The organism is Janthinobacterium sp. PLB04 (genome assembly GCF_021165895.1).
Taxonomy (GTDB): Bacteria; Pseudomonadota; Gammaproteobacteria; order Burkholderiales; family Burkholderiaceae_D; genus Janthinobacterium; species Janthinobacterium lividum.
On record NZ_CP088968.1, the window covers coordinates 6086545 to 6107122 of the forward strand.

The 20578-nt window shown below is 62.6% G+C and carries 23 protein-coding genes; 8 read left to right on the forward strand and 15 right to left on the reverse strand.

Annotation, left to right across the window (positions count from 1 at the left end; all coding sequences use genetic code 11):
• Nucleotides 1-116 precede the first annotated feature (116 nt).
• The gene (locus tag LSO07_RS26905) at nucleotides 117-1352 is read left to right on the forward strand and encodes an SAM-dependent methyltransferase (protein ID WP_151097234.1); all 1236 of its coding nucleotides are present in this window, start codon (nucleotides 117-119) and stop codon (nucleotides 1350-1352) included.
• A gap of 15 nt (nucleotides 1353-1367) precedes the next feature.
• Here LSO07_RS26905 and msrA read toward each other — a convergent pair whose 3' ends face one another.
• Nucleotides 1368-1901, reverse strand: a complete 534-nt coding sequence (gene msrA / locus LSO07_RS26910; RefSeq protein ID WP_034780844.1) for a peptide-methionine (S)-S-oxide reductase MsrA — start codon at nucleotides 1899-1901, stop codon at nucleotides 1368-1370.
• A 176-nt stretch (nucleotides 1902-2077) separates the two neighbouring features.
• On the opposite strand from msrA, the gene LSO07_RS26915 reads away from it, so the two are divergent.
• Nucleotides 2078-2584: a flavin reductase family protein gene (locus tag LSO07_RS26915; RefSeq protein WP_034780584.1), complete on the forward strand. Its 507-nt coding sequence runs from the start codon at nucleotides 2078-2080 to the stop codon at nucleotides 2582-2584.
• A gap of 39 nt (nucleotides 2585-2623) precedes the next feature.
• Here LSO07_RS26915 and LSO07_RS26920 read toward each other — a convergent pair whose 3' ends face one another.
• The 11 genes from LSO07_RS26920 to LSO07_RS26970 form a co-directional block, all read right to left on the reverse strand.
• The gene (locus LSO07_RS26920; protein ID WP_034780587.1) at nucleotides 2624-3310 is read right to left on the reverse strand and encodes an OmpW/AlkL family protein; all 687 of its coding nucleotides are present in this window, start codon (nucleotides 3308-3310) and stop codon (nucleotides 2624-2626) included.
• Between the two features lie 99 nt (nucleotides 3311-3409).
• Nucleotides 3410-4801, reverse strand: coding sequence for an SGNH/GDSL hydrolase family protein (locus LSO07_RS26925; RefSeq protein WP_151097236.1), 1392 nt, complete (start codon nucleotides 4799-4801; stop codon nucleotides 3410-3412).
• A gap of 239 nt (nucleotides 4802-5040) precedes the next feature.
• Nucleotides 5041-6063 (reverse strand): L-threonylcarbamoyladenylate synthase, encoded by a 1023-nt coding sequence (locus LSO07_RS26930; RefSeq protein ID WP_151097238.1) that lies wholly within the window; start codon nucleotides 6061-6063, stop codon nucleotides 5041-5043.
• Nucleotides 6060-7256 (reverse strand): 5-(carboxyamino)imidazole ribonucleotide synthase, encoded by a 1197-nt coding sequence (locus LSO07_RS26935; protein ID WP_151097240.1) that lies wholly within the window; start codon nucleotides 7254-7256, stop codon nucleotides 6060-6062. The genes LSO07_RS26930 and LSO07_RS26935 overlap by 4 nt, the downstream gene beginning before the upstream one ends.
• A gap of 15 nt (nucleotides 7257-7271) precedes the next feature.
• Nucleotides 7272-7769, reverse strand: coding sequence for a 5-(carboxyamino)imidazole ribonucleotide mutase (gene purE, locus LSO07_RS26940; RefSeq protein ID WP_151097242.1), 498 nt, complete (start codon nucleotides 7767-7769; stop codon nucleotides 7272-7274).
• A gap of 1 nt (nucleotide 7770) precedes the next feature.
• On the reverse strand, nucleotides 7771-8664 hold the full coding sequence (locus tag LSO07_RS26945; protein ID WP_151097244.1) for a phosphoribosylaminoimidazolesuccinocarboxamide synthase: 894 nt from the start codon (nucleotides 8662-8664) through the stop codon (nucleotides 7771-7773).
• 104 nt (nucleotides 8665-8768) lie between these two features.
• Nucleotides 8769-9833, reverse strand: a complete 1065-nt coding sequence (fba, locus tag LSO07_RS26950; RefSeq protein ID WP_010401625.1) for a class II fructose-bisphosphate aldolase — start codon at nucleotides 9831-9833, stop codon at nucleotides 8769-8771.
• A gap of 82 nt (nucleotides 9834-9915) precedes the next feature.
• Entirely contained in the window at nucleotides 9916-11364 is a 1449-nt protein-coding gene (gene pyk, locus LSO07_RS26955) for a pyruvate kinase (protein WP_046684386.1), read from the reverse strand.
• Between the two features lie 112 nt (nucleotides 11365-11476).
• A complete protein-coding gene (locus LSO07_RS26960) occupies nucleotides 11477-12688 on the reverse strand; it encodes a phosphoglycerate kinase (RefSeq protein WP_151097246.1) in 1212 nt (403 codons plus the stop codon).
• A gap of 77 nt (nucleotides 12689-12765) precedes the next feature.
• A complete protein-coding gene (locus LSO07_RS26965) occupies nucleotides 12766-13116 on the reverse strand; it encodes an AzlD domain-containing protein (RefSeq protein WP_034780613.1) in 351 nt (116 codons plus the stop codon).
• Entirely contained in the window at nucleotides 13109-13843 is a 735-nt protein-coding gene (locus LSO07_RS26970; protein ID WP_034780616.1) for an AzlC family ABC transporter permease, read from the reverse strand. Before LSO07_RS26970 ends, LSO07_RS26965 begins: the two co-directional genes overlap by 8 nt.
• Before the next feature lie 258 nt (nucleotides 13844-14101).
• Here LSO07_RS26970 and LSO07_RS26975 point away from each other — a divergent pair, with 258 nt between their 5' ends.
• The 4 genes from LSO07_RS26975 (at nucleotide 14102) to LSO07_RS26990 (ending at nucleotide 16416) form a co-directional block, all read left to right on the forward strand.
• Nucleotides 14102-14296 carry a zinc-finger domain-containing protein gene (locus LSO07_RS26975; protein ID WP_034780619.1) on the forward strand — a complete coding sequence of 65 codons (195 nt, stop codon included), beginning with the start codon at nucleotides 14102-14104 and terminating at the stop codon, nucleotides 14294-14296.
• 74 nt (nucleotides 14297-14370) lie between these two features.
• Nucleotides 14371-14796 carry a YybH family protein gene (locus LSO07_RS26980; protein ID WP_034746103.1) on the forward strand — a complete coding sequence of 142 codons (426 nt, stop codon included), beginning with the start codon at nucleotides 14371-14373 and terminating at the stop codon, nucleotides 14794-14796.
• A complete protein-coding gene (locus LSO07_RS26985) occupies nucleotides 14796-15833 on the forward strand; it encodes a YheT family hydrolase (protein ID WP_151097248.1) in 1038 nt (345 codons plus the stop codon). Before LSO07_RS26980 ends, LSO07_RS26985 begins: the two co-directional genes overlap by 1 nt.
• Nucleotides 15826-16416, forward strand: a complete 591-nt coding sequence (locus LSO07_RS26990; protein ID WP_151097250.1) for a DUF2946 family protein — start codon at nucleotides 15826-15828, stop codon at nucleotides 16414-16416. The genes LSO07_RS26985 and LSO07_RS26990 overlap by 8 nt, the downstream gene beginning before the upstream one ends.
• Before the next feature lie 3 nt (nucleotides 16417-16419).
• Here LSO07_RS26990 and LSO07_RS26995 read toward each other — a convergent pair whose 3' ends face one another.
• Nucleotides 16420-18009, reverse strand: coding sequence for a beta-barrel assembly-enhancing protease (locus tag LSO07_RS26995; RefSeq protein WP_151098001.1), 1590 nt, complete (start codon nucleotides 18007-18009; stop codon nucleotides 16420-16422).
• Nucleotides 18010-18205: 196 nt separating this feature from the next.
• Here LSO07_RS26995 and moaC point away from each other — a divergent pair, with 196 nt between their 5' ends.
• Nucleotides 18206-18712, forward strand: a complete 507-nt coding sequence (gene moaC, locus LSO07_RS27000) for a cyclic pyranopterin monophosphate synthase MoaC (RefSeq protein WP_034746095.1) — start codon at nucleotides 18206-18208, stop codon at nucleotides 18710-18712.
• Here the strand turns inward: moaC and LSO07_RS27005 are convergent, their stop codons facing one another.
• The gene (locus LSO07_RS27005; RefSeq protein ID WP_151097252.1) at nucleotides 18713-19093 is read right to left on the reverse strand and encodes a DUF6713 family protein; all 381 of its coding nucleotides are present in this window, start codon (nucleotides 19091-19093) and stop codon (nucleotides 18713-18715) included.
• 163 nt (nucleotides 19094-19256) lie between these two features.
• Here LSO07_RS27005 and LSO07_RS27010 point away from each other — a divergent pair, with 163 nt between their 5' ends.
• Entirely contained in the window at nucleotides 19257-19979 is a 723-nt protein-coding gene (locus LSO07_RS27010) for a flagellar brake protein (RefSeq protein WP_034788650.1), read from the forward strand.
• Between the two features lie 21 nt (nucleotides 19980-20000).
• Here the strand turns inward: LSO07_RS27010 and LSO07_RS27015 are convergent, their stop codons facing one another.
• The gene (locus tag LSO07_RS27015) at nucleotides 20001-20465 is read right to left on the reverse strand and encodes a pilin (RefSeq protein ID WP_151097254.1); all 465 of its coding nucleotides are present in this window, start codon (nucleotides 20463-20465) and stop codon (nucleotides 20001-20003) included.
• Between the last annotated feature and the right edge of the window lie 113 nt (nucleotides 20466-20578).

Sequence of the window (20578 nt, forward strand, 5' to 3'; positions counted from 1 at the left end):
AAGGCGGCGCAAAGCAAGCTGGTCAATATAGGTGTAGGCTATGAGGGTAGAAGTTACTAAATGACATTGTTTCTCAATTTGCGGCCCCAGCTGGGGTTGCTGCATTGGAGGCCATTTTGTTTGTACAAAACCAACTCAAGTCCTGGATCGCCAGCATCCGCAGCAAGACCGCCTTGCCGCTACGCATAGAATTGTGGAATGGCCAGCATGTCGACCTGTCCAGCGAAGCGCCCAGAGTCACCATCCGCCTGCCGACCGTCGCCTCGGCCCGCTATCTGCTGAACCCGTCGCTGGCCAATCTGGGCTCGGCCTACGTGGAAGGCAATATCGAAGTCAAGGGCACGGCGATGGACATGATTTCCATCTGCAATGCCCTGGCCCGCAATACCTTGAAGCCGGAAGGCAAGCTGGCGCGCATCGTGCGCAGCTTTACGCACGACAAGAGCAAGGATGCCGAAGCCATCCGCTACCACTACGACGTGTCGAACGCGTTCTACGAACAGTTTCTCGACCCCGCCCTCGTGTATTCCTGCGCCTATTTCGAACACGGTGATGAAACCCTGGCGCAGGCGCAAGTCAAGAAGATCGACCATATCCTGAAAAAAATCCAGTTGCAGCCGGGCCAGACCCTGCTCGACATCGGCTGCGGCTGGGGGGCTCTCGTCATTCGTGCCGCACAACAATATGGCGCCCGCTGCGTGGGCGTGACCCTGTCGGAAAACCAGTACGCGCTGGCGCGCGAGCGCGTGGCGGCGGCCGGCCTGGCCCACCTGATCGACATCCGCCTGCAGGATTACCGCGACGTGACGGGCCAGTTCGACCGCATCACCAGCGTAGGCATGTTCGAGCACGTGGGCCTGAAACACTTGCCCGACTACTTTTCCATCATCAACAAGCTGCTCGCGCCCGATGGCATGGCGATGAACCACGGCATCACCTCGACCGATCCTGACAATGGCGAAACGCCGTATGGCGGCGGGGAATTCATCGAAAAATATGTGTTTCCGCACGGCGAGCTGGCGCACATCGGCAATGTGCTCAAGACCATGCAGCAAGGGGGACTGGAAGTGCTGGACGTGGAAAACCTGCGGCGCCACTATGCGCGCACCTGCGCCCTGTGGACGGAGAATTTTGAAGCCCATGCCGAGCAGATCCGCCCGCTGGCGGGCGAACGGCGCTTCCGCATCTGGCACGTCTACCTGGCCGGCTGTGCCTATGCCTTCGAGCAAGATTTGATCAGCCTGTACCAGATCGTCTGCGTCAAGGCGGGCCGGCGCTCTTCCACCCTGCCCTGGTCGCGCAACTATATGTATGCGCAGGACGCCAAGACGGCGCCCGTGCTCGCCAGCTGACAGGCACGCTGGGCATCACTTCAGGCGCCCCGCGTACATGGCGCGGAATTTCTCCACCTTGGGCACGACGACCAGGGCGCAATAGCCCTGCAAGGGATGCTGCTCGACATAATTCTGGTGGTAATCCTCAGCCGTATAAAAGGTGGCTGCCGGCGCCAGCTGCGTGACGATGGGCGCATCCCACACGCCGGCCATTTCGGCCAGTACCTTGCGCGCCACGCTTTCCTGCCCGGCCGATTGGTAATGGATGACGGAACGGTATTGCGTACCGACATCGTTGCCCTGCCGATTCAGGGTGGTGGGATCGTGCAGCGTAAAAAAGATTTCCAGCAAGTCGTGGTAACTGATGACAGCAGGATCGAATTCCAGCCGCACCACTTCCGCGTGGCCCGTGTCGCCCGTGCATATCTGTTCATACGTGGGGTTGGGCACGCTGCCGCCCGTGTAGCCGGACTCGACGCGCGTCACGCCGCGCACTTCCGCGTACACGGCAGCGAGGCACCAAAAACAGCCACCGCCCAATACCGCCACTTCCGTCTGCTCATTCATGATGCCCTCCTGCAACGCCTCTGCGACGTATCATTTCATCACTGTAACGTAAAGCGCCATGGCCTGCAGCGTCGCTTGAAACGGCGCGTGAAACACCGCACATACGGGCATGCTGGCCACGATTGCGCTGGCGCGGCCGATTTTTGGCATAATGTCAGCAAATAGACAGGTCACCCATGAACACACGCTCTCCCCGCGCGCCAGCGCAAGAATTCGATACGACACATTTCCGTCAGGCACTGTCGCAGTTTGCCACCGGCGTGACGGTCATTACGACGCGCCTGGCCGACGGCAGTTTCCGTGGCTTGACGGCCAGTTCCTTCAATTCCGTCTCGCTGTCGCCGCCCCTGGTGCTATGGAGCCTCGGGTCCGTGGCGAATAGCATGCCCATTTTCAGCGGCAACTCGCACTACGTCATCAATGTGCTGGGCGCCGACCAGGCGGAACTGGCGCAGCGCTTTTCACGCCGCACGCCCAATCCCTTCGACGACGTGGAATACGAACTGTCGCGCACCGGCCAGCCCATCCTGAAAGGCGCATCGGCCTGGTTCGAATGCCACAACCGCAGCCGCTACCCGGAAGGCGACCACGTCATTTTCGTGGGCGAAGTGGAACAATGCGCTTTTGCCGCGCAGCCGCCCTTGATCTTCCACAATGGAAAGTTCAATACACCGCCAGCCTGAGCGGGACAAAAAAAAATCCGCCGAGGCGGATTTTTTGTTTTACAGGGTAAATTTGTACCCGATGCTGACACTCACGGCAACCGGGTCGAGCTTGATATCCTGCGTCTGCCCCGTCGAGAATTTCGCCCTGGTTTTCAGGTAGGTCTTGACCACGGCCACGTCGGCAAACCAGCGCTCATTGATGGCCAAGGTGCTACCGACCACCAGGCTGCCCGTCAGCTTGTTGTCCATGCGGTAGGTCACTGGTTTTCCACCCGGATCCAGCAAGGCCGTCATCTGGCCCGAGCCTTTTTCCTTCTGGAAATATGCATACGTCAAGCCCCCGCCCACGTAAGGGCGGATCATCGCATTCGGCTGGAAGAAACGGTACTGGATGAAGGCCGTCGGCGGCAAGGCTTCCGCCGTCCCCAGCTTGCCCGTGCCTTTGATGGAACCGGCGCCGATCAAGTCATGCTTGTACGGCACGCCCAGGATCATTTCAGCGGAAATATTGTCCGTGATCATGTAGGCAAAGGTCAGGATGGGCTTGGTATCCGACTTGACGTCGGCCTTGGTGCCCGGCAGTGCCGGCGCGGAAATGTCGCCACTGTCCACGTGCGGCGTGATCTTGTTGAGGCCAGCCTTGGCCATCCAGGTGCCTGCGCTTTGCGCCGAAGCGCCCGTCGCCATGGCCATGGCGGCTGCCGCGGCCAGCACGCGTACAGCGGTATTCAAACGATTCTTCATCTTGTCTCCTGATTCAATATGTGCGAAGTGTTCCGCTTTCGAGTCTTGTCGCTGCCGGCACCGGCCGCGCCTCCCAGGCACAGCCGGTGCGGCCATCCCTTACAGCCAGCCCCGCACGACCATGTCCTTGGCCACATAACGGGCCAGCAACAGGTTGTTGAACGGCGTAGGATGCACATCGTCGGCATACGAGTAGTGGCTGACGTCGCCCGCTTTCAGGTTCGAGCCATTGCAGACCAGCGAGCTGCCCAGGATATTGCCTGGTGCGCTCAGGTCGCATGCCGTCTCGCTGACATTGGTCAAGCCATACGGGCCAGGATTGGTGCCCTGGTCATGGCTGACGGCAAACACGTCGACCAGCAAGACTTTCGCATTGCCCGTCAAGCCCGCCTTGAGTTCGCCATTGAAGGCGCTGACCATGGCATTGATCAGCGCCTTGGTGTTGGCATCCTTGCTCAAGCCCGATGGTGTACCGGCCACGTCCGGCAGATTGTTGACCACCACATAGTTGGCGCCCTTGGCGATGATCTGATTAGTGATCAGTGCCACCAGTTCCTTGCCGGCCTGTCCCATTGCCGTAACCAGCGCGGGGCCGTTCGCCGCGGCAAATTCGGCGCCAGCCTTGGCGCCGGCAGCATTGCCCGTCACCGTCGCATCGGCTTGTGCCTTGGCGACCAGCGGACCATATACGGCAGGCGAAGCGACGGCCGTATTGCCGGCAATGACAGCAGCTTGCACGGCGGCACCAACGATGGTCGCCGACGTGGCGCCAGGCGCGGCGCTGGCCGTCTTGACGGCGGCGCCGATGGCAGCCGCTGCCGTGGCAGGATTGGTGGCGCCGGCCGCCAAGGCCATGGTCAGATTGGTGGCGAAAGCCTGCGCGCCAGCGGTCGCGCCAGCAGCCTGGCCGGCGGCGGTCGCCCCCGTTTGCAATGCGCCCAGCTGATACAGCACGTCGTTACCGCCGGCCATCACGAAGACGGCTTCCGTGCCGCTGAACTTGCCGCCGGAAACGGCCAGGTGGTTCGCGATCTGCGTCACCACGGGCACGGTCAGGGCGCCCAGCGGACTGCCCGTCGCCTTGTTATTCGGGCCAACCGGATTGGTCACGCGCGAACCACCCATGGCGTAGCCGAAACAGCCTGCATGCTTGACGCGGGCAACGGCCAAGCCCTGCGCCGCATTGCCTTCCAACCCAGTCTCGGCAGCACATGGCGCGGCCAGGCCGAATTGCGCGGCCAGGTGCTCGGTCCAGTTCTTGCCCGTCAGTTCAGGATTGATCTTGGTATTGTCGCCATTGATGGTGAACTTGCCGCCACCTTTCGCCGCCACCGTACCCACGGCATACGAGCCGACGTCGGACAGGCTGTCGCCGAACGACACCTGCGCCGTGTATTTGACTTTCAAGGTTTGATCACCGCCACTGGCACCGCCGCAACCTGCCAGGACAGCCGCAGCCAGCACGGCCAGCGCGAATTTTGTTTGATGCATTTTGTCTCCTCGGTCTTTTTTCTGGTTTCTAAACGAACGGGCGTGCTATTCGCTACCCAACTAATATGCCATCGTTCCTCAGGCTTGTATAGAAAATATGTTTTAAAAATCAACGGAATAACAACACCGCCGGTGCCCTGTCACAACCGGGCGATCCGCTGAATTATGGAGGATTTACTATGTTTCGTGGCAAGCATCTCTATTGCGCTGCATCAAGAAAAAGCCCCTTGCGGGGCTTTTTATGATGGGGACAGGAATTGCTGCAAGATACCACTTGAGCCGAACGCGGCACGCCGCAAGCGGTCATTCACGCCCAGCCACGCGGGGCCGGTGGGCGGTGCTTCGACGAGTATCAGCTCGGCACCGACCTGGTCCATCGTGCGCAGCGAGGCATACAGCGCATGTGCGTAATTTTCCGGGATCGCCGCCAGGCGCACGCTGGCGCTGGCCGGCGGCAGATCCGAGTAGTGGATCAGGGCCACGCGGCGCCCGTCATTGAGCAGGCGGTTCAAGGTGGCGCCCACGTCGTCGCTGTGTTGCATCGCAACAGGCGTGTGCGGCGCGTAGTGCGATTCCAGGGTGCCCGAGGCGCGCGGCGCAGCTGCGTCCGCCACGGCCGGTGCGCGGCCAATGACGGCAGCGATCTGCTCGCTGCTGATATGGCCGGGACGCAACAGCACGGGACCTTGTGTGGCCAGGCGCGACAGGTCGACGATGGTCGACTCGATGCCCACGTCGCTCTGCCCGCCATCGAGTACCAGGCCCAGCAAGCCGCTATCGAGTTCCGCCGCGAATTCATCGCGCACATGCTGCGCCGTGGTGGGGCTGACATTGCCGAACTTGTTCGCCGACGGCGCCGCCAGGCCGCCCTTGCCGCCCTTGAAGGTGCGTAGCAATGCGATAGCCACCGGATGCGACGGGCAGCGCAAGCCCACCGTGTCCTGGCCGCCGGAAACGGCGTCGGGGATATGCGCGGCGCGCTTGACGATCAGGGTCAGCGGACCAGGCCAGAAGGCAGCCACCAGTTGCTGCGCTTCCACGGGAATGTCGTCGGACCAGTGCGCCAAGTCGGCGCCGGGCGCCACGTGCACGATCACGGGGTGGTCCGATGGACGGCCCTTGGCTTCATAGATGCGCGCCACGGCGGCCGGGTTTTCCGCATCGGCGCCCAGGCCATACACCGTTTCCGTCGGGAAAGCGACGAGGCCGCCCGCCTCCAGCACGGCAGCGGCCGCTGCCAGGTCGTGTGCGGGCACGCTCACGGCGCGATTCCCAGGATCAGGCAAGCGTCGCACAGGCGCTGCTGCGCCTCTTGCAAGGTGGCCGCGATGAAGGTCAGGTGGCCCATCTTGCGGCCACGGCGCGGGTCATCCTTGCCATACAGGTGTAAACAGGCGCCCGGCAGCGCCAGCACCTGGTCCCACGCCGGTTCGCTGGCAACATCGCTGCCGTCGGCAAACCAGGCGTCGCCGAGGATGTTGAGCATCACGGCCGGCGAATGCTGGCGCACGTCGCCCAGCGGCAGACGCGCCATGGCCCGCACCTGCTGCGCGAACTGGCTGGTGACGCAAGCATCCATCGTGTAGTGGCCGCTGTTGTGGGGACGCGGCGCCATTTCATTGACCACCAGGCTGCCATCTTCCAGCACGAAAAATTCGATGCACAGCACGCCGACATAGCCGAGTTCGGCAACCATGGCTTGCGCCGCCCGCTGCGCCTTGGCGGCACAATCGTCCGACACGTTCGGGCCCGGCACGGTGGTGGTAAACAGCACGCCGTCACGGTGCACGTTTTCGGCGATCGGATACACGACCGATTGACCATCCACGCCGCGCGCCGTCAACACGGACACTTCATACGCCAGCGGCAGCATCTTTTCCAGCAGGCAAGTTACTTGTCCCATTTCCGCGAAGGCGGCGCGCACATCGTCGCGCGTGCGCACACGGAACTGGCCCTTGCCGTCATAGCCCATGCGCACGGTTTTCAAGATACCAGGCAGCAAGTCCTCGCCGATGGCATCGATGTCGTCCTGCGTGGCGATGACCATGTGCGGCGCCGGCAGCACGCCCGACTTGCCCGCACAGTCGACAAAGAAACGCTTTTCCGCGATGCGGTCCTGCGCCACCGATACGCCGTGGGCATCCGGCGCCACGAAGACGTGGTTGGCCAGGCGCGACAGGCTGTCTGCCGGCACGTTTTCGAATTCCGTGGTGACGGCCAGGCATTGTGCCGCCAGGGCGTCGAGACCCGCCACATCGTCATAACCGGCATTGACGAGGCGCTGCGCCACCTGCCCCGCAGGGCAGGCATCGGACGGTTCCAGTACAGCTACCTGGTAGCCCATGCTCTGGGCGGCCTGGGCAAACATGCGGCCGAGCTGGCCGCCGCCCATCACGCCCAGCCACGCCGGTGGATGAGCGGCGGGCAGCAATGGGGAAGTCGATTTACTATTCATTATTTTTCAAACACATTATTCAGGCAAGACCATGGCCTTGGCGGCGGCCGTTTGCGTGGTGCGGAAGGCTTCCAGGCGCTCGGCCAGGGCGTCGTCATTGGCCGCAAGCATCGCCACCGCCGTCAGCGCCGCATTTGCCGCGCCCGCTTCGCCGATGGCGAAGGTGGCGACCGGCACGCCCTTGGGCATTTGCAGGATGGACAGCATGGAATCTTCGCCACGCAGGTATTTCGATGGCACGGGCACGCCCAGTACCGGCACGATGGTCATCGCGGCCACCATGCCAGGCAGGTGGGCCGCGCCGCCGGCGCCGGCGATGATGGCGCGCAAGCCGCGCGCGCGCGCGCTTTTCGCGTACGCATACATTTCGTCGGGCATGCGGTGCGCGGAAATGACTTGCGCTTCGTACGGCACGCCGAACTGTTTCAGGATGGCAACCGCGTTCTGCATCACTTCCCAGTCCGAGGACGAACCCATGATGACGCCGACCAGCGGCTTATTTTGCTCGCTCATCTCAGGCCTTCAGCTTCTCGCCTGTCAGGCGTTCGATGGCTTCGAAATACTTGGCCTGGGTTTTTTCGATGACGTCGGCCGGCAGGGCTGGCGCCGGTACGGTCTTGCCCCAGGTCAGGGTTTCCAGGTAGTCGCGCACGAATTGCTTGTCGAACGACGGTGGCGAAATGCCAGGCTGATACGAATCGGCAGGCCAGAAGCGCGACGAATCGGCCGTCAGTACTTCATCCATCAGATGCATGACGCCATTGTCGTCCAGGCCGAATTCAAACTTGGTGTCGGCGATGATGATGCCGCGCGTGGCCGCGTATTCGGCTGCCGTCTTGTACAGGGCAATGGCCACGTCGCGCATCTTGGCGGCCAGGTCGGCACCGATGCGCTCTTCCATTTCAGCAAAGCTGATGTTTTCATCATGCTCGCCCAGTTCGGCCTTGGCTGCCGGGGTGAAGATCGGTTCCGGCAGTTTTTCCGCTTGCTGCAGGCCCGCTGGCAAGGCGATGCCGCAGATGCTGCCCGTGTCCTGGTAATCTTTCCAGCCCGAACCGATGATGTAGCCGCGCACGACTGCCTCGACCATGATCGGTTTCAAGCGCTTGGCCACCACGGCGCGGCCCTTGACTTGCTCCACTTCCTCGGGCGCCACCACGGATTCCGGCGCCACGCCGGTCAGGTGGTTCGGCACGATATGGCCCAGTTTCTCGAACCAGAAGTCGCTCATCTGGTTGAGAACCTTGCCCTTGCCGGGGATAGGCTCGTTCATGACGACATCGAAGGCCGACAGGCGGTCCGTGGTGACGATCAAGATCTTGTCGTCGCCAACGGCGTAGTTGTCGCGGACCTTGCCGTGGCCCAGCAATGGCAGGGAGTGGATGGAAGTCTGATAGAGGCTGTTCATAGCGGGGGAATAGTTGGATGAAACGAAACCGGCAGGCAGGGGGTGCCCGCCGGTCGAGAAAATCGGGCACGGAGCATTGCATCCGGCCCGTTCCAGACAGAATTTTACTTCACAATTTGCGACAGCTCGCCGGCCTTGTAGCGCTCGGCCATTTTTTCCATCGTGATGACCTTGATTTTCGACGCCTGGCCTTCGCAGCCGAAAGCCTGCATGCGCGCGCGCACGATTTGCTCGGCGGCGGTACGGGCTGGCTTAAGGAAGTCGCGCGGGTCGAATTTCGACGGGTTCTCAAACAGGTACTTGCGGATCGCGGCCGTCATCGCCAGGCGGATGTCGGTGTCGATGTTGATCTTGCGCACGCCGTGACGGATGCCTTCCTGGATTTCCTCGACTGGCACGCCGTAGGTTTCCTTCATGTCGCCGCCGAATTCGCGGATGATGGCCAGCAATTCCTGCGGTACCGACGAGGAACCGTGCATCACCAGATGGGTGTTCGGGATGCGCGCGTGGATTTCCTTGATGCGGTCGATGGCCAGGATGTCGCCCGTTGGCTTGCGGGTAAACTTGTACGCGCCGTGCGAGGTGCCGATGGCGATCGCCAGGGCGTCGCACTGGGTGCGCTGCACGAAGTCGGCCGCTTGCGCCACGTCCGTCAGCAGTTGCTCGCGGGTCATGGTGCCGTCGGCGCCGTGGCCGTCTTCCTTGTCGCCCTTCATGGTTTCCAGCGAACCGAGCACGCCCAGTTCCGCTTCCACCGTCACGCCGATGGCGTGCGAGAATTTCACCACTTCACGCGACACTTCCACGTTGTATTCGTACGATGCGACCGACTTGCCGTCCGCTTCCAGCGAACCGTCCATCATGACGGACGTGAAGCCCGAACGGATGGCGGCCATGCAGACGGCCGGCGACTGGCCGTGATCCTGGTGCATGACGACGGGAATGTGCGGATACGCTTCGACGGCGGCGTCGATCAGGTGGCGCAGGAACGCTTCACCGGCGTACTTGCGCGCGCCGGCGGACGCCTGCATGATCACCGGGCTGTTGAGCGCATCGGCGGCAGCCATGATGGCTTGCACTTGCTCCAAGTTGTTGACGTTGAAAGCAGGAATGCCATAACCGTTTTCGGCGGCATGGTCCAGCAGTTGACGCATGGATACGAGAGACATGGTAATACTCCAGATAACAATAGAAACCGTTGCGGCGCTTCGCGGTGGTCAATAACCGCGCCGGCGCCTGAATTCTTGGACCTTAGTCGAATTCGCCTACCTTCACAATCTTCAAGGCATTCGTGCCGCCCACCTGGCCCATCGGCTCGCCCCAGGTGACGACGATCATGTCGCCCTTGCGGACAATGCCCTGCGCCACCAGCAGCTCTTCCGCCTGCTTCAGCACTTGCGCGCTGGGGGCGTTCTGCATCAGATGATACGCCCGAACATTGCGGTACAGCGCGGCTTTGCGCAAAGTCGTCACGCTGGGCGTGAGCGCATAGATCGGCGTATCGATACTGTGGCGGCTCATCCACAAGGCGGTGGAACCCGATTCCGTCAGCGCCACGATGGCTTTGACGCGCAAATGGTGGGCCGTAAACAGCGCGCCATACGCGATCGACTGGTCGATGCGGGTAAATGTGACGTTGAGGAAATCGGCATCGAGCTTGTTGTATTCGGACTGCTCCGCTTCCACGCAGATGGCGGCCATCATTTCCACCGTCTCGATCGGATACTTGCCCGAGGCCGTCTCGGCCGACGTCATGACGGCGTCCGTGCCGTCGAGCACGGCATTCGCCACGTCGGACACTTCCGCGCGGGTCGGCACGGCGTTGACGATCATCGATTCCATCATCTGCGTGGCCGTGATGGCCAGCTTGTTCGACGCGCGCGCCATCTTGATCATGCGTTTCTGCAAGGCCGGCACGGCCGCATTGCCCACTTCCACGGCCAGGTCGCCCCGCGCCACCATGATGCCGTCGGAGGCGTCGAGAATTTCCTGCAGCGCGGGAATGGCTTCCGCGCGCTCGATCTTGGCGATCATCATCGGCTTGTGGTGGTACGGTTCGCCGGCGATATTGGCTAGCTGGCGCGCCATTTCCATGTCGGTCGCGCATTTCGGGAAGGAAATGGCCAGATAGTCGGCCTGGAAACTCATGGCCGTCTTGATATCTTCCATATCCTTGGCCGTCAGCGCGGGCGCGGACAGGCCGCCGCCCTGGCGGTTGATGCCCTTGTTGTTCGACAACTCGCCGCCGATCTTGACGGTGGTGTGGATTTCGCTGCCGTGGATGCGTTCGACGATCAGCACGATGAGGCCGTCGTTCAGCAGCAGCACGTCGCCCTTGTGCAAATCGCGCGGCAGGGCCTTGTAGTCGAGGCCGACGCGCTCCTGGTTGCCCAGTTCGCCGTTTTCGCCCCACTTGGCGTCGAGGATGAAGCGCTCGCCCGCTTCGAGCTGGATGCGCGTGTTTTCAAACTTGCCGACGCGAATCTTCGGCCCTTGCATGTCGGCCATGATGGCCACTTCGCGCCCGCACTCGGCCGCCGCCAGACGCACCAGCGCCGCGCGGTCGATATGGTCTTGCGCCTTGCCATGGGAAAAATTCAAGCGCACCACGTCGACACCCGCACGTATCATCTTCACCAGGATATCGAAGTCGGTGGAAGCAGGGCCGATTGTTGCTACGATTTTTGTACCGCGTGGCATAGGAGTCCTTGTGCGCGAGCGAAGGTGAGCAAGGCCGGCTCGATGCTGCATCCGGCAAGGTAAAAGCGCAGCGGTCAGGCTGCGCTTGGTATTGCACTACAGTCAGGCTTTATCAGCCAGCACGTTGCATGAGAATTTCTACTGCGGGCAAAGTCTTGCCTTCCAAGAACTCCAGGAAAGCGCCGCCGCCCGTCGAGATATAGCTGATTTTATCGGTAATGTCGTATTTGGCAATCGCCGCCAGGGTGTCGCCACCGCCAGCGATGGAGAATGCTTTCGAATCGGCGATGGCCAGGGCCAGGGTCTTGGTGCCGTTGCCGAACTGGTCGAATTCGAACACGCCGACCGGGCCGTTCCAGACGATGGTGCCGGCGGCGGCGATCTGCTGTGCCAGCAGGGCCGCCGTTTTCGGGCCGATATCGAGGATCATGTCGTCGTCCGCCACGTCGGCCACGTCCTTGACGGTGGCAACGGCCGCAGGCGAGAATTCCTTGGCGCACACGACATCGACAGGAATCGGCACTTGCGCGCCACGCTTGGCCATGATCTCGATGATGGCCCTGGCTTCCTCGACGAGTTCCGCTTCCACCAGCGACTTGCCGACGTTCAGGCCGACGGCTTTCATGAAGGTGTTGGCGATGCCGCCGCCGACGATCAGGTTATCGACCTTGTCGGACAGGGCTTTCAAGATGGTCAGCTTGCTCGATACTTTCGAACCAGCAACGATAGCCAGCAATGGGCGGGCGGGTGCGTGCAAAGCTTTCCCCAGTGCATCGAGTTCGGCGGCCAGCAGCGGGCCGGCGCAGGCGACGGGAGCGAACTTGGCGATGCCGTGCGTGGACGCTTCCGCGCGGTGGGCCGTGCCGAACGCGTCGTTGACGTAGATATCGCACAATTTCGCCATTTTTTGCGCCAGCTCATCGCTGTTTTTCTTTTCGCCCTTGTTGACGCGCACGTTTTCCAGCAGGACAACCTGGCCGGCAGCCAGGGATTCCAGGCCCGCACCGTCGACCCAGTTTTGTTTCAATGCAACTTCCTGGCCCAGCAGCTCGGACAAGCGGGCGGCCACGGGCGCCAGGCTGTCGGCCGGCTTGAACTCGCCTTCCGTCGGACGGCCCAGGTGCGACGTCACCATGACGGCGGCGCCAGCGTCCAGCGCGGCGCGGATGGCCGGCACCGAGGCGCGGATGCGCGTATCTTCGGTGATCTTGCCACTGTCATCTTGCGGGACGTTCAGGTCGGCGCGGATAAACACGCGCTTGCCTTGCAGTGCATTTTGGGCGATCAAATCTTGCAGACGAATGAAGTTGAGAACAGCTGACATGGCGATCCAGATGACGAGTGGAAGGAAGTGCGCTATTTTACCGCAATGCCCAGCGCAAATCCCCGATTTGTCCTGCTTTACTGAAAAACGTGCAACAGTCGCAAGCCCGTGAAAACCAGCATGCCAAACACGATGGTTTGCAGCATATTGCGGCGGATCACAAAAAAGAGCGTGGCGGCAATACCGGATAACAGTTTCAAATTGGACAATTCAAGGTGCACTTGCTGCCCCTCCATCAGCATGTCGGGCGCGATGATGGCCGCCAGCGCGCAGGCCGGCGCATAGCGCAGCATCTCGCCCACGCGGCGCGGAATGGTGATGTGATGGCCGATCAGCCAGAAGGTGCTGCGCGTGGCGGCTGTCGCCACTACCAGCACGGCGATGGCGATCCACACGTCGGCCCTGCCCCAGTCTATGCCGTCAAACATGGCGTTTTGTCCATTTTTCTGTCAACTCTTCCACGGCCATGGCGCTGACCATGCCCACCACCACGGCCACCAGCAAGCCCAGCTTATACGGCAGACTGAAGGCCAGCACGGCCACCGTACCCGCCACCAGCACGCCGCACAGGGCGGCGCGGCTGAGGATCAGCGGCACCGTCACGCACAGGATCGCCAGGGTGCCGGCAAAGCCCAGCCCCCATTCGGCCGGCACGACGGCGCCCAGCACGATGCCGATGAAGGAACCGATTTGCCAGGCCAGCCAGTTGGGATAGATCAAGCCTTTCAGGAAAGGCAGCTTGGCCGGGTCCGGCGTTTCATGGGGGTAGCGCTGCAGGAACAGGCCCACCGTGATGTCGCCCGCCACATAGCCGAGCGCAAAGCGCTGGCGCCACGGCAGATGGGAAAAATGGGGAGCCAGCAGCACGGAAAAGATGACAAAACGCAAATTGACGACGAGGGCCGTGGCAAAGATCACCCACACGGGCGCCTGCGCGGCCAGCAGGGGCAAGGACGCGAGCTGGGCCGAACCGGCAAAGACAAACAGGGTCATGGCCCCCGCCTGCGCGACAGTCAGGCCGCTTTTCACCATGGCCACGCCCACCACCATGCCCCAGGCGGCGATGCCCAGCAGGGTGGGCGCACCCAGGTTCAGCCCGGCGCGCCAGGCGTCTTTCAGCAGGGCATCGTCGCTGGCGGCCGGGACGGCGTTCACGCGATGCTCCTGCAGGCGTATTGTGGTAACTGCACAACAATGGTGCGCGGAGAAAGACTCCGCAACGGCGATACCGGCAAGGCAAATCCAGTCAGTGTGGCGCTGCAGCTGCCATATTTCCGCAAAAACCCGCGCCGCAGCCGAAGATGATCGAGCCGCCATTTTAGCCATGATTTTTGCTGTCTGCCTGAATCCGTTAAAATCGTGGTTTTGGCAGCAGCCGACTTCCTTCCATACAGCCTCACGGAGCATGACAAGATGACAAAAACCACCCAGCCAGCGGTCGAACTCGACAGTAAAGACCTGCCAGCCCACTGCCCTAACCCGGCCATGCCGCTGTGGTCGTCGCATCCGCGTGTGTTCCTGGAATTCAACAAGGACGGTATCGCCAAGTGCCCTTACTGCGGCACGGCCTACACCCTGAAGGAAGGCGCCAGCGCCGGCCATCATTAAACTGCCCAGCGGCGCGCCCCCAGCGCGCCGTTTTCATTTACACAGCTAGCTGTACCGATCAAGCCGGAGTCGTCATGAAACGTCTGAAAGAACTCAATGGCAGCGCCGCCGAAGTCGAAGCGGCGTTCTACGATGCCTTGCACCGCGCCGACCTCGAAGCGCTGATGGCGCTATGGGCCGACGATGAAGAGATCGTCTGCATCCACCCGGGCGGCGCGCGCCTGATCGGCCACGCCGCCATCCGCGCCTCGTGGGAGACCATTTTGGCGGGCGGCGGCCTGCACATCGTGCCGGCGCAGCTGCATGAAACGCACAATCTGATGAGCTCAGTGCACACGGTGATCGAAGGCGTCACCCAGGAAGAGGGCGGTCCGGCGCATCTGCTGGCCACGAATGTGTATGTAAAAACGCCGCGCGGCTGGCGCATCGTGCTGCACCACGCCTCCATCGCCCCCGGCGGCGCACCGGCCGACGCCGCGGGGACGCAGATCCTGCACTGATGTCTTTGCCTCTTATCTACGACGCCCCCTACACCGCCCCGCTCTGGCTGCCTGGCGGCCACGCGCAGACGATTTATCCGGCCGTGTGCCTCGCCAAGCCGGCCGTGGCCTTCCGCCGCGAACGCTGGCAAGCGCCCGATGGCGACTTCGTCGACGTCGACCTGGTCGACGGCCAGCCGGGCCAGCCCTTCGTGGTGCTGTTCCACGGCCTGGAAGGCTCGTCGAACAGCCATTACGCGCGCGCCCTGATGGCCGAGGTGGCGGCGCGCGGCTGGTCGGGCGCCGTGCCGCATTTTCGCGGCTGCTCCGGCGAAGCGAACCTGGCGCCACGCTTCTACCATTCGGGCGACGCGCAGGAAGTGGACTGGGTCGTGCGCACGCTGCGCCCGCGCGCCACGGGAAAATTTTACGCGGCCGGCGTGTCGCTGGGCGGCAATGCCCTGCTGTGCTGGCTGGGCCAGTCGCAGCACCAGGCCGATTTCATCGATGCGGCGGCGGCCGTGTCCGCCCCGCTGGACCTGGCGCAAGGGGGCAAGGCCCTGTCCTCCGGCGCCAACCGGCTCTACACGCGCATGTTCCTGAACACGCTCAAGCCGAAATGCCTGGCCAAGCTGGAACAGTTTCCCGGCCTGTTTGCGCGCGACGCCATGCTGGCCGCGCGCGACTTGCACGCCTTCGACAATGTCGTCACGGCGCCCCTGCACGGCTACCGCGACGCCGACGATTACTGGCACCGCGCCAGCGCCAAGCACGTCTTGCACGACATTACCGTGCCGACCCTGGTGCTGAATGCACAGAACGACCCCTTCCTGCCCGGGCGCTTCTTGCCGCGCAGCGCCGCGCCGCAGGTCACGCTCGAATATCCGCGCCACGGCGGCCACGTCGGCTTTGTCGCTGGCAAGTTGCCGGGAAGCACACGCTGGCTGCCGCAACGCCTGATCCATTTTTTTGAAGGCGGCAACACGGCGCCATCGGCGCCGCAAACCTGTCACGCTGACGGCACGCGCACTCACACGGAAAACGCTACACATGGATGAACTCGTCAAGCAGGCCCTGGCCAAATGGCCGAACGTGCCCCACTGCTACGGCTGGCTGGGCCTGGACGCGCGCGGCCACTGGCGCATGCGCGACCAGCATACGCAACAGCAACAACTGCCGGGCGACAAGATCGCCCACGTGGCCCTGTTGGGATTTATCAACCGCAATTACGATCATGACGAACGCGGTTGCTGGTTTTTCCAGAACGGCCCACAGCGCGTGTATCTGAATCTGGAAGCGACGCCGTATATCGCCCGCAGCGACCCGCAGCACGGTTTTGTCTTGCAGACGGGTGCGCCGCTGGAACAGATCGAGCAAGCGTATTGGTGCGATAACGGCGCGCTGATCCTGCGCCACGGCGACATCGTGGCACAGGTCGATGACCGCGACATGGCCCAGGTGCTGCCCGCGCTGCGCCTCGACGGGCAAGCGGTGGGCGACGAAGCGCTGCTGGCCTGGCTGGAAGATGCGCAAGGCAATTTGATGTTATTGCATAACGGCAAGGAGATTGCCGTGCAGCCGCTGACCTATGCCAGCGTACCGCAGACCTTCGGCTTCCAGCAGGCGCCGCAAGCCGAATAAGAGTCAGCCCTTCTGGTCCTTGATCTGTTCGCGGCGTTTTTCCTGCAATTCCCGCTCGCGCGCATCGATCACGGCCTGGTCATAAAAGGTCGCGTCCGTCGACTTGCGCGCGATCGTCAGCTGGTCCAGCGCGGCCATGGTGGCGCCCTGCAGCACGTAGGATTCGGCCAGTGCCATGTGCTGCAAGGTCATCTTGCCCTGGTCCGCATAGGCTTTCGCCAATAAATCGTAGAGTTCCGGCTCTTCCTTGTAGAGCTGCACCTGGTCGCGCAGATACAGGGTGGATTGCTCCAGCTTGCCGGCAGCCATCAGCGCTTCCGCATACTGGCGGGCAATGCCGCGCGAGAGGGGAAACTGCTGGCGCGCAGCGTCCGCCGCCTTCAGGGCCTGTTGCGCCACTTCCTTCTTTTGCGCCGGCATCAACAGCACTTCCAGCGCCATCGCCGCCAGCAGGGAATTGGGGTCCTGCGTGCCGCCCGAGGTAAACACATTCGGCCCGGCCGGCTGGTGCAGGGCCGCATTGGCCGCATCGAGTTCCTTTTGCGCCTCCGCCGGCTTGCCCTGCTTGACGGCAACAAAGGACAAGCCATAGTGGGCGGCCGTCACCTGGAAGCGGCTTTGCTGTTCCAGCTGCGTCTTGAAGACGGCCTTGGCGTTCAACAGGCCTTGCACGCTTTCATCCTGCAGCACGCGGGCGCGGGCCCGGGCCAGGTGAAAACTCAGGCTGTCCGCACGCTGCTTGTAAGGCTGTTCGCGGATGCGCGCCTGGATGTCGGCGATGCGCTCCGTCGTCAGCGGGTGGGTCTGCAGGTAGGCGGGCATCAGGTCGCTGTACGAACGGCTGGCCGCCTGCATGCGGCCGAAGAAGGCCACCATGCCGGTGGTATCGAAACCGGCCTCGCCCATGATCTGGAAGCCGATGCGGTCCGCCTCGCGTTCGGCGTCGCGGCCAAAATTGAGCTGGCGCTGGATGGCCAGGCCCTGGCCGGCGGCAAACACGCCCATCGCCACGTCACCGCCCGCCCGTGAAGCGAGCGCCGCCAGCAGCATGGCCGCCAGCGGCATCAGGGCATCCTGACGCTGCTGGCCCAGCATGCGCGCGATATGGCGCTGCGCCACGTGGCCGATCTCGTGCGACAGCACGGAAGCCAGTTCCGCCTCCGTTTGCGCCGCCAGCACCAGGGCCGAGTGCACGCCGATGAAGCCGCCCGGCAAGGCAAACGCGTTCAACTGGGGGTCGCGCACGGCAAAGAAGAAATAGTCGTAATTCGTTTCGCCGCGCACGCTGGGGCGCGCCGCCACGAGGGCGTTACCGAAGGTATTCAGGTATTCCAGCAAGGGCGCATCGTCGAGGTAGTCGCGATCGCCGCGGATGCCGCGCATGATTTCCTCGCCGATCTTGCGCTCCATCGCCGGCGACAGGTCTTCGCGCGAGGTGTCGCCCAGGTTCGGCAGGTTCGGCGCCGGCGGCACGGCCAGCGGCGTCCAGCTGCCGGCCGGCTTGGCGGACACGCTGGCAGCCGGCGCCGCTGGCGCGGAGGTATAGGTTTGCGCCAGCGCACAGGGCGCAGCGCAGCAGAGGGCGGCCAGCACCGACGCGCGCAGGGAGTTGCTCGGCCATGCCGCAGCAGCGTTTTCAAGGACGATCGGAAGGGAAGTTTTTGAATTCACGGGTGCTATCATACCTTGTTCGCGGCACCCATTCCCACGCACCAAGCATGCGCCATGCCAGTGGCATGACGTCGTGGTCAGGCGTGCCGCGCCCCCACCCCTCACCTATTTTGACGCCATGACAACAGCAGACAAGCAAGCCCCCGCCGGGGAACTGACCCATTTCGACGCCACGGGCCAGGCCCATATGGTGGACGTGGGCAGCAAGGAAGACACGCGCCGCAGCGCCGTGGCCGCCGGCACCATCCGCATGCAGCCCGCCACCCTGGCCTTGATTATTTCCGGCAACGCCAAGAAAGGCGACGTGCTGGGCATCGCCCGCATCGCCGCCATCATGGGCGCCAAGCGCACCAGCGACCTGATTCCCCTGTGCCACCCGCTGGCCCTCACGCGCGTCACCGTCGATTTTGAAGTGGACGAGGCGGCCAACAGCGTGCACTGCCGCGCCCAAGTCGACACGACGGGCAAGACGGGCGTGGAAATGGAAGCGCTCACTTCCGTGCAGATCGGCTTGTTGACGATCTACGACATGTGCAAGGCCGTCGACCGGGGCATGGTCATGACGAATGTGCGCGTGCTGGAAAAGCATGGCGGCAAGTCGGGCGATTGGCACGCCGAGGTGTAATCACGCTGCCTGGCGCGCAAGATGAATCTTGACGCGGCGCAGGTCGCGCAGCAGCCAGGCGCCACACAGCAGGCATAGCGCGATGACGGCCACGGACAGGGGCAAGTGGAATTGTTCCAGCCCCGCCAGCGCAAAGCCGGCATGGATCAGACACGTTCCCACGCCCAGCGCGGCGCATATTGCCGCATAGCGGGACGCGTGTCTGGTGTTCAGCAACACATGCCGGTAACCGGCCAGCACCACGGCAATCGCCGCCAGGTTAAACACGAGAAAACCCTGCACGCCGCCCGGCACATGAAACATCTCCCACTCTTTCCAGTAGGCAGCGTCGATTTGATGCAAGATCAGGAACAACATGGTCCAGAAGTAGCTGCGTTGCATAAGGTTTACGTTCGTCAATATTGACGCAATTGTAAAGCCTGAACCGCGTACCTGCACCTGCGCATGGCATTTTTCGATGCCAATATGAATTTGATTGATATAAATGCTTTTTCATCAAGAAATCATGCATACTGCGAGTCGTCCATATCCAGATGAGCATCGCATGACAAGCAACAAGCCCGCCGCGGAAAGCAAGCTCCAGGACTTCGAATTCGAGGCCATGAATCTGCAGGTGGGAGGACGCATCCAGTTCATCACGCACCGCACCATCAAGCCCATCCAGCATTTCTCGACCGTGATCGGCTATGTGAAAGACGAGTACCTGATCGTCAAGATTCCCATGGAAAACGGCGCCTCCATCGTGCTCAACGAGGGTGACAAGCTGACCATCCGCGTGTTTTCCGGCGTCACCGTCTGTTCGTTTTCCTGCAGCGTGCTGCGCATCTTCGGCCGCCCCCTCAATTACGTCCACCTGAGTTTTCCCGACGCCATCCAGGGCACCAGCCTGCGCACGGCCATGCGCGTGAAAGTGGAAATTCCCGCGCAGCTCAGCTATCGCGATGTGGCGGCCGTGCCCGTGTTCATCGTCAACCTCAGCGTCTCGGGCGCGCTGATCGAGGCGCCCAGCATGCTCACGCCCGATGACGAAGGCGTGGCACTGAGCTTTACCCTGCTGGTGCAACCGAACAAGCACCAGATGCGCGTCAACACGCGCGCCCGCATCCAGAACGTCAGCGTGGGCAAGCCGTCGAATGGCAATGCCGCCGGCGTGGCGGAAATCTATACGTATGGCGTGCAATTCATCGACCTGGAACCGACCCACTACACCCTGCTGCAAAACCTCACCTATGAAGCGCTGATCGCGGACCGGCAAAAGATCGTCTGACGCTGGCGCGGCAGTCCCCACTTACAGCGTCGGCGTCACGTCGGGAATGTTGTTTTTGGTAATCGCTTCCTTCGCTGCCGCATTCGTCACGGTGGTGCTATTGAACCAGGTCAGGCTGCTCGTGCCCGACTTCATGGTCATCGTCACGGTTTGTCCACCGATACCCGTGCCCAGGTCGGCCGCCAGGGTCAGCACGATATCGCCCTTGTCCACTGTGGCGCTGGCCACTTCGCGCGTGGCGCTGAACACGGGGATGGCGCTGGGCACGGCCTGGGTGGGCGTGCTGCAGGCGGTGGCCAGCCCGCCGTTTTCCTGCACGCACAGGGCCACGGCCGTTTTCAAGGGGGCAGCGGCCGCCAGCACATTGCTGACCTTGGCCCGCATCGTGTAGTCGCCATATTGGGGAATGGCCACGGCCGCCAGGATACCGGCGATGGCCACCACGATCATCAGTTCTATCAGGGTAAATCCGCTTTGCGCGCGCATCGTATCCTCCCAGTGTGCATTGCTCACGCCGTGCATGGTGCAAGCGCCATGCCAGCGGCGCGCCCGGGCAGCGGCGGCACACGTGGAAAGAAAAGCGACGCATTTGGGCCGGT

Coding starts and splice junctions, on each gene's coding strand:
- LSO07_RS27005 (WP_151097252.1), bottom strand. CDS start 19,093: ATGCAACGCAGCTACTTCTGGACCATGTTGTTCCTGATCTTGCATCAA.
- fba (WP_010401625.1), bottom strand. CDS start 9,833: ATGTCTCTCGTATCCATGCGTCAACTGCTGGACCATGCCGCCGAAAAC.
- LSO07_RS27010 (WP_034788650.1), top strand. CDS start 19,257: ATGACAAGCAACAAGCCCGCCGCGGAAAGCAAGCTCCAGGACTTCGAA.
- LSO07_RS26965 (WP_034780613.1), bottom strand. CDS start 13,116: ATGTTTGACGGCATAGACTGGGGCAGGGCCGACGTGTGGATCGCCATC.
- LSO07_RS26990 (WP_151097250.1), top strand. CDS start 15,826: ATGGATGAACTCGTCAAGCAGGCCCTGGCCAAATGGCCGAACGTGCCC.
- LSO07_RS26960 (WP_151097246.1), bottom strand. CDS start 12,688: ATGTCAGCTGTTCTCAACTTCATTCGTCTGCAAGATTTGATCGCCCAA.
- LSO07_RS26935 (WP_151097240.1), bottom strand. CDS start 7,256: ATGAATAGTAAATCGACTTCCCCATTGCTGCCCGCCGCTCATCCACCG.
- pyk (WP_046684386.1), bottom strand. CDS start 11,364: ATGCCACGCGGTACAAAAATCGTAGCAACAATCGGCCCTGCTTCCACC.
- LSO07_RS26980 (WP_034746103.1), top strand. CDS start 14,371: ATGAAACGTCTGAAAGAACTCAATGGCAGCGCCGCCGAAGTCGAAGCG.
- LSO07_RS26920 (WP_034780587.1), bottom strand. CDS start 3,310: ATGAAGAATCGTTTGAATACCGCTGTACGCGTGCTGGCCGCGGCAGCC.
- purE (WP_151097242.1), bottom strand. CDS start 7,769: ATGAGCGAGCAAAATAAGCCGCTGGTCGGCGTCATCATGGGTTCGTCC.
- LSO07_RS26915 (WP_034780584.1), top strand. CDS start 2,078: ATGAACACACGCTCTCCCCGCGCGCCAGCGCAAGAATTCGATACGACA.
- LSO07_RS27015 (WP_151097254.1), bottom strand. CDS start 20,465: ATGCGCGCGCAAAGCGGATTTACCCTGATAGAACTGATGATCGTGGTG.
- LSO07_RS26925 (WP_151097236.1), bottom strand. CDS start 4,801: ATGCATCAAACAAAATTCGCGCTGGCCGTGCTGGCTGCGGCTGTCCTG.
- LSO07_RS26945 (WP_151097244.1), bottom strand. CDS start 8,664: ATGAACAGCCTCTATCAGACTTCCATCCACTCCCTGCCATTGCTGGGC.
- LSO07_RS26975 (WP_034780619.1), top strand. CDS start 14,102: ATGACAAAAACCACCCAGCCAGCGGTCGAACTCGACAGTAAAGACCTG.
- msrA (WP_034780844.1), bottom strand. CDS start 1,901: ATGAATGAGCAGACGGAAGTGGCGGTATTGGGCGGTGGCTGTTTTTGG.
- moaC (WP_034746095.1), top strand. CDS start 18,206: ATGACAACAGCAGACAAGCAAGCCCCCGCCGGGGAACTGACCCATTTC.
- LSO07_RS26985 (WP_151097248.1), top strand. CDS start 14,796: ATGTCTTTGCCTCTTATCTACGACGCCCCCTACACCGCCCCGCTCTGG.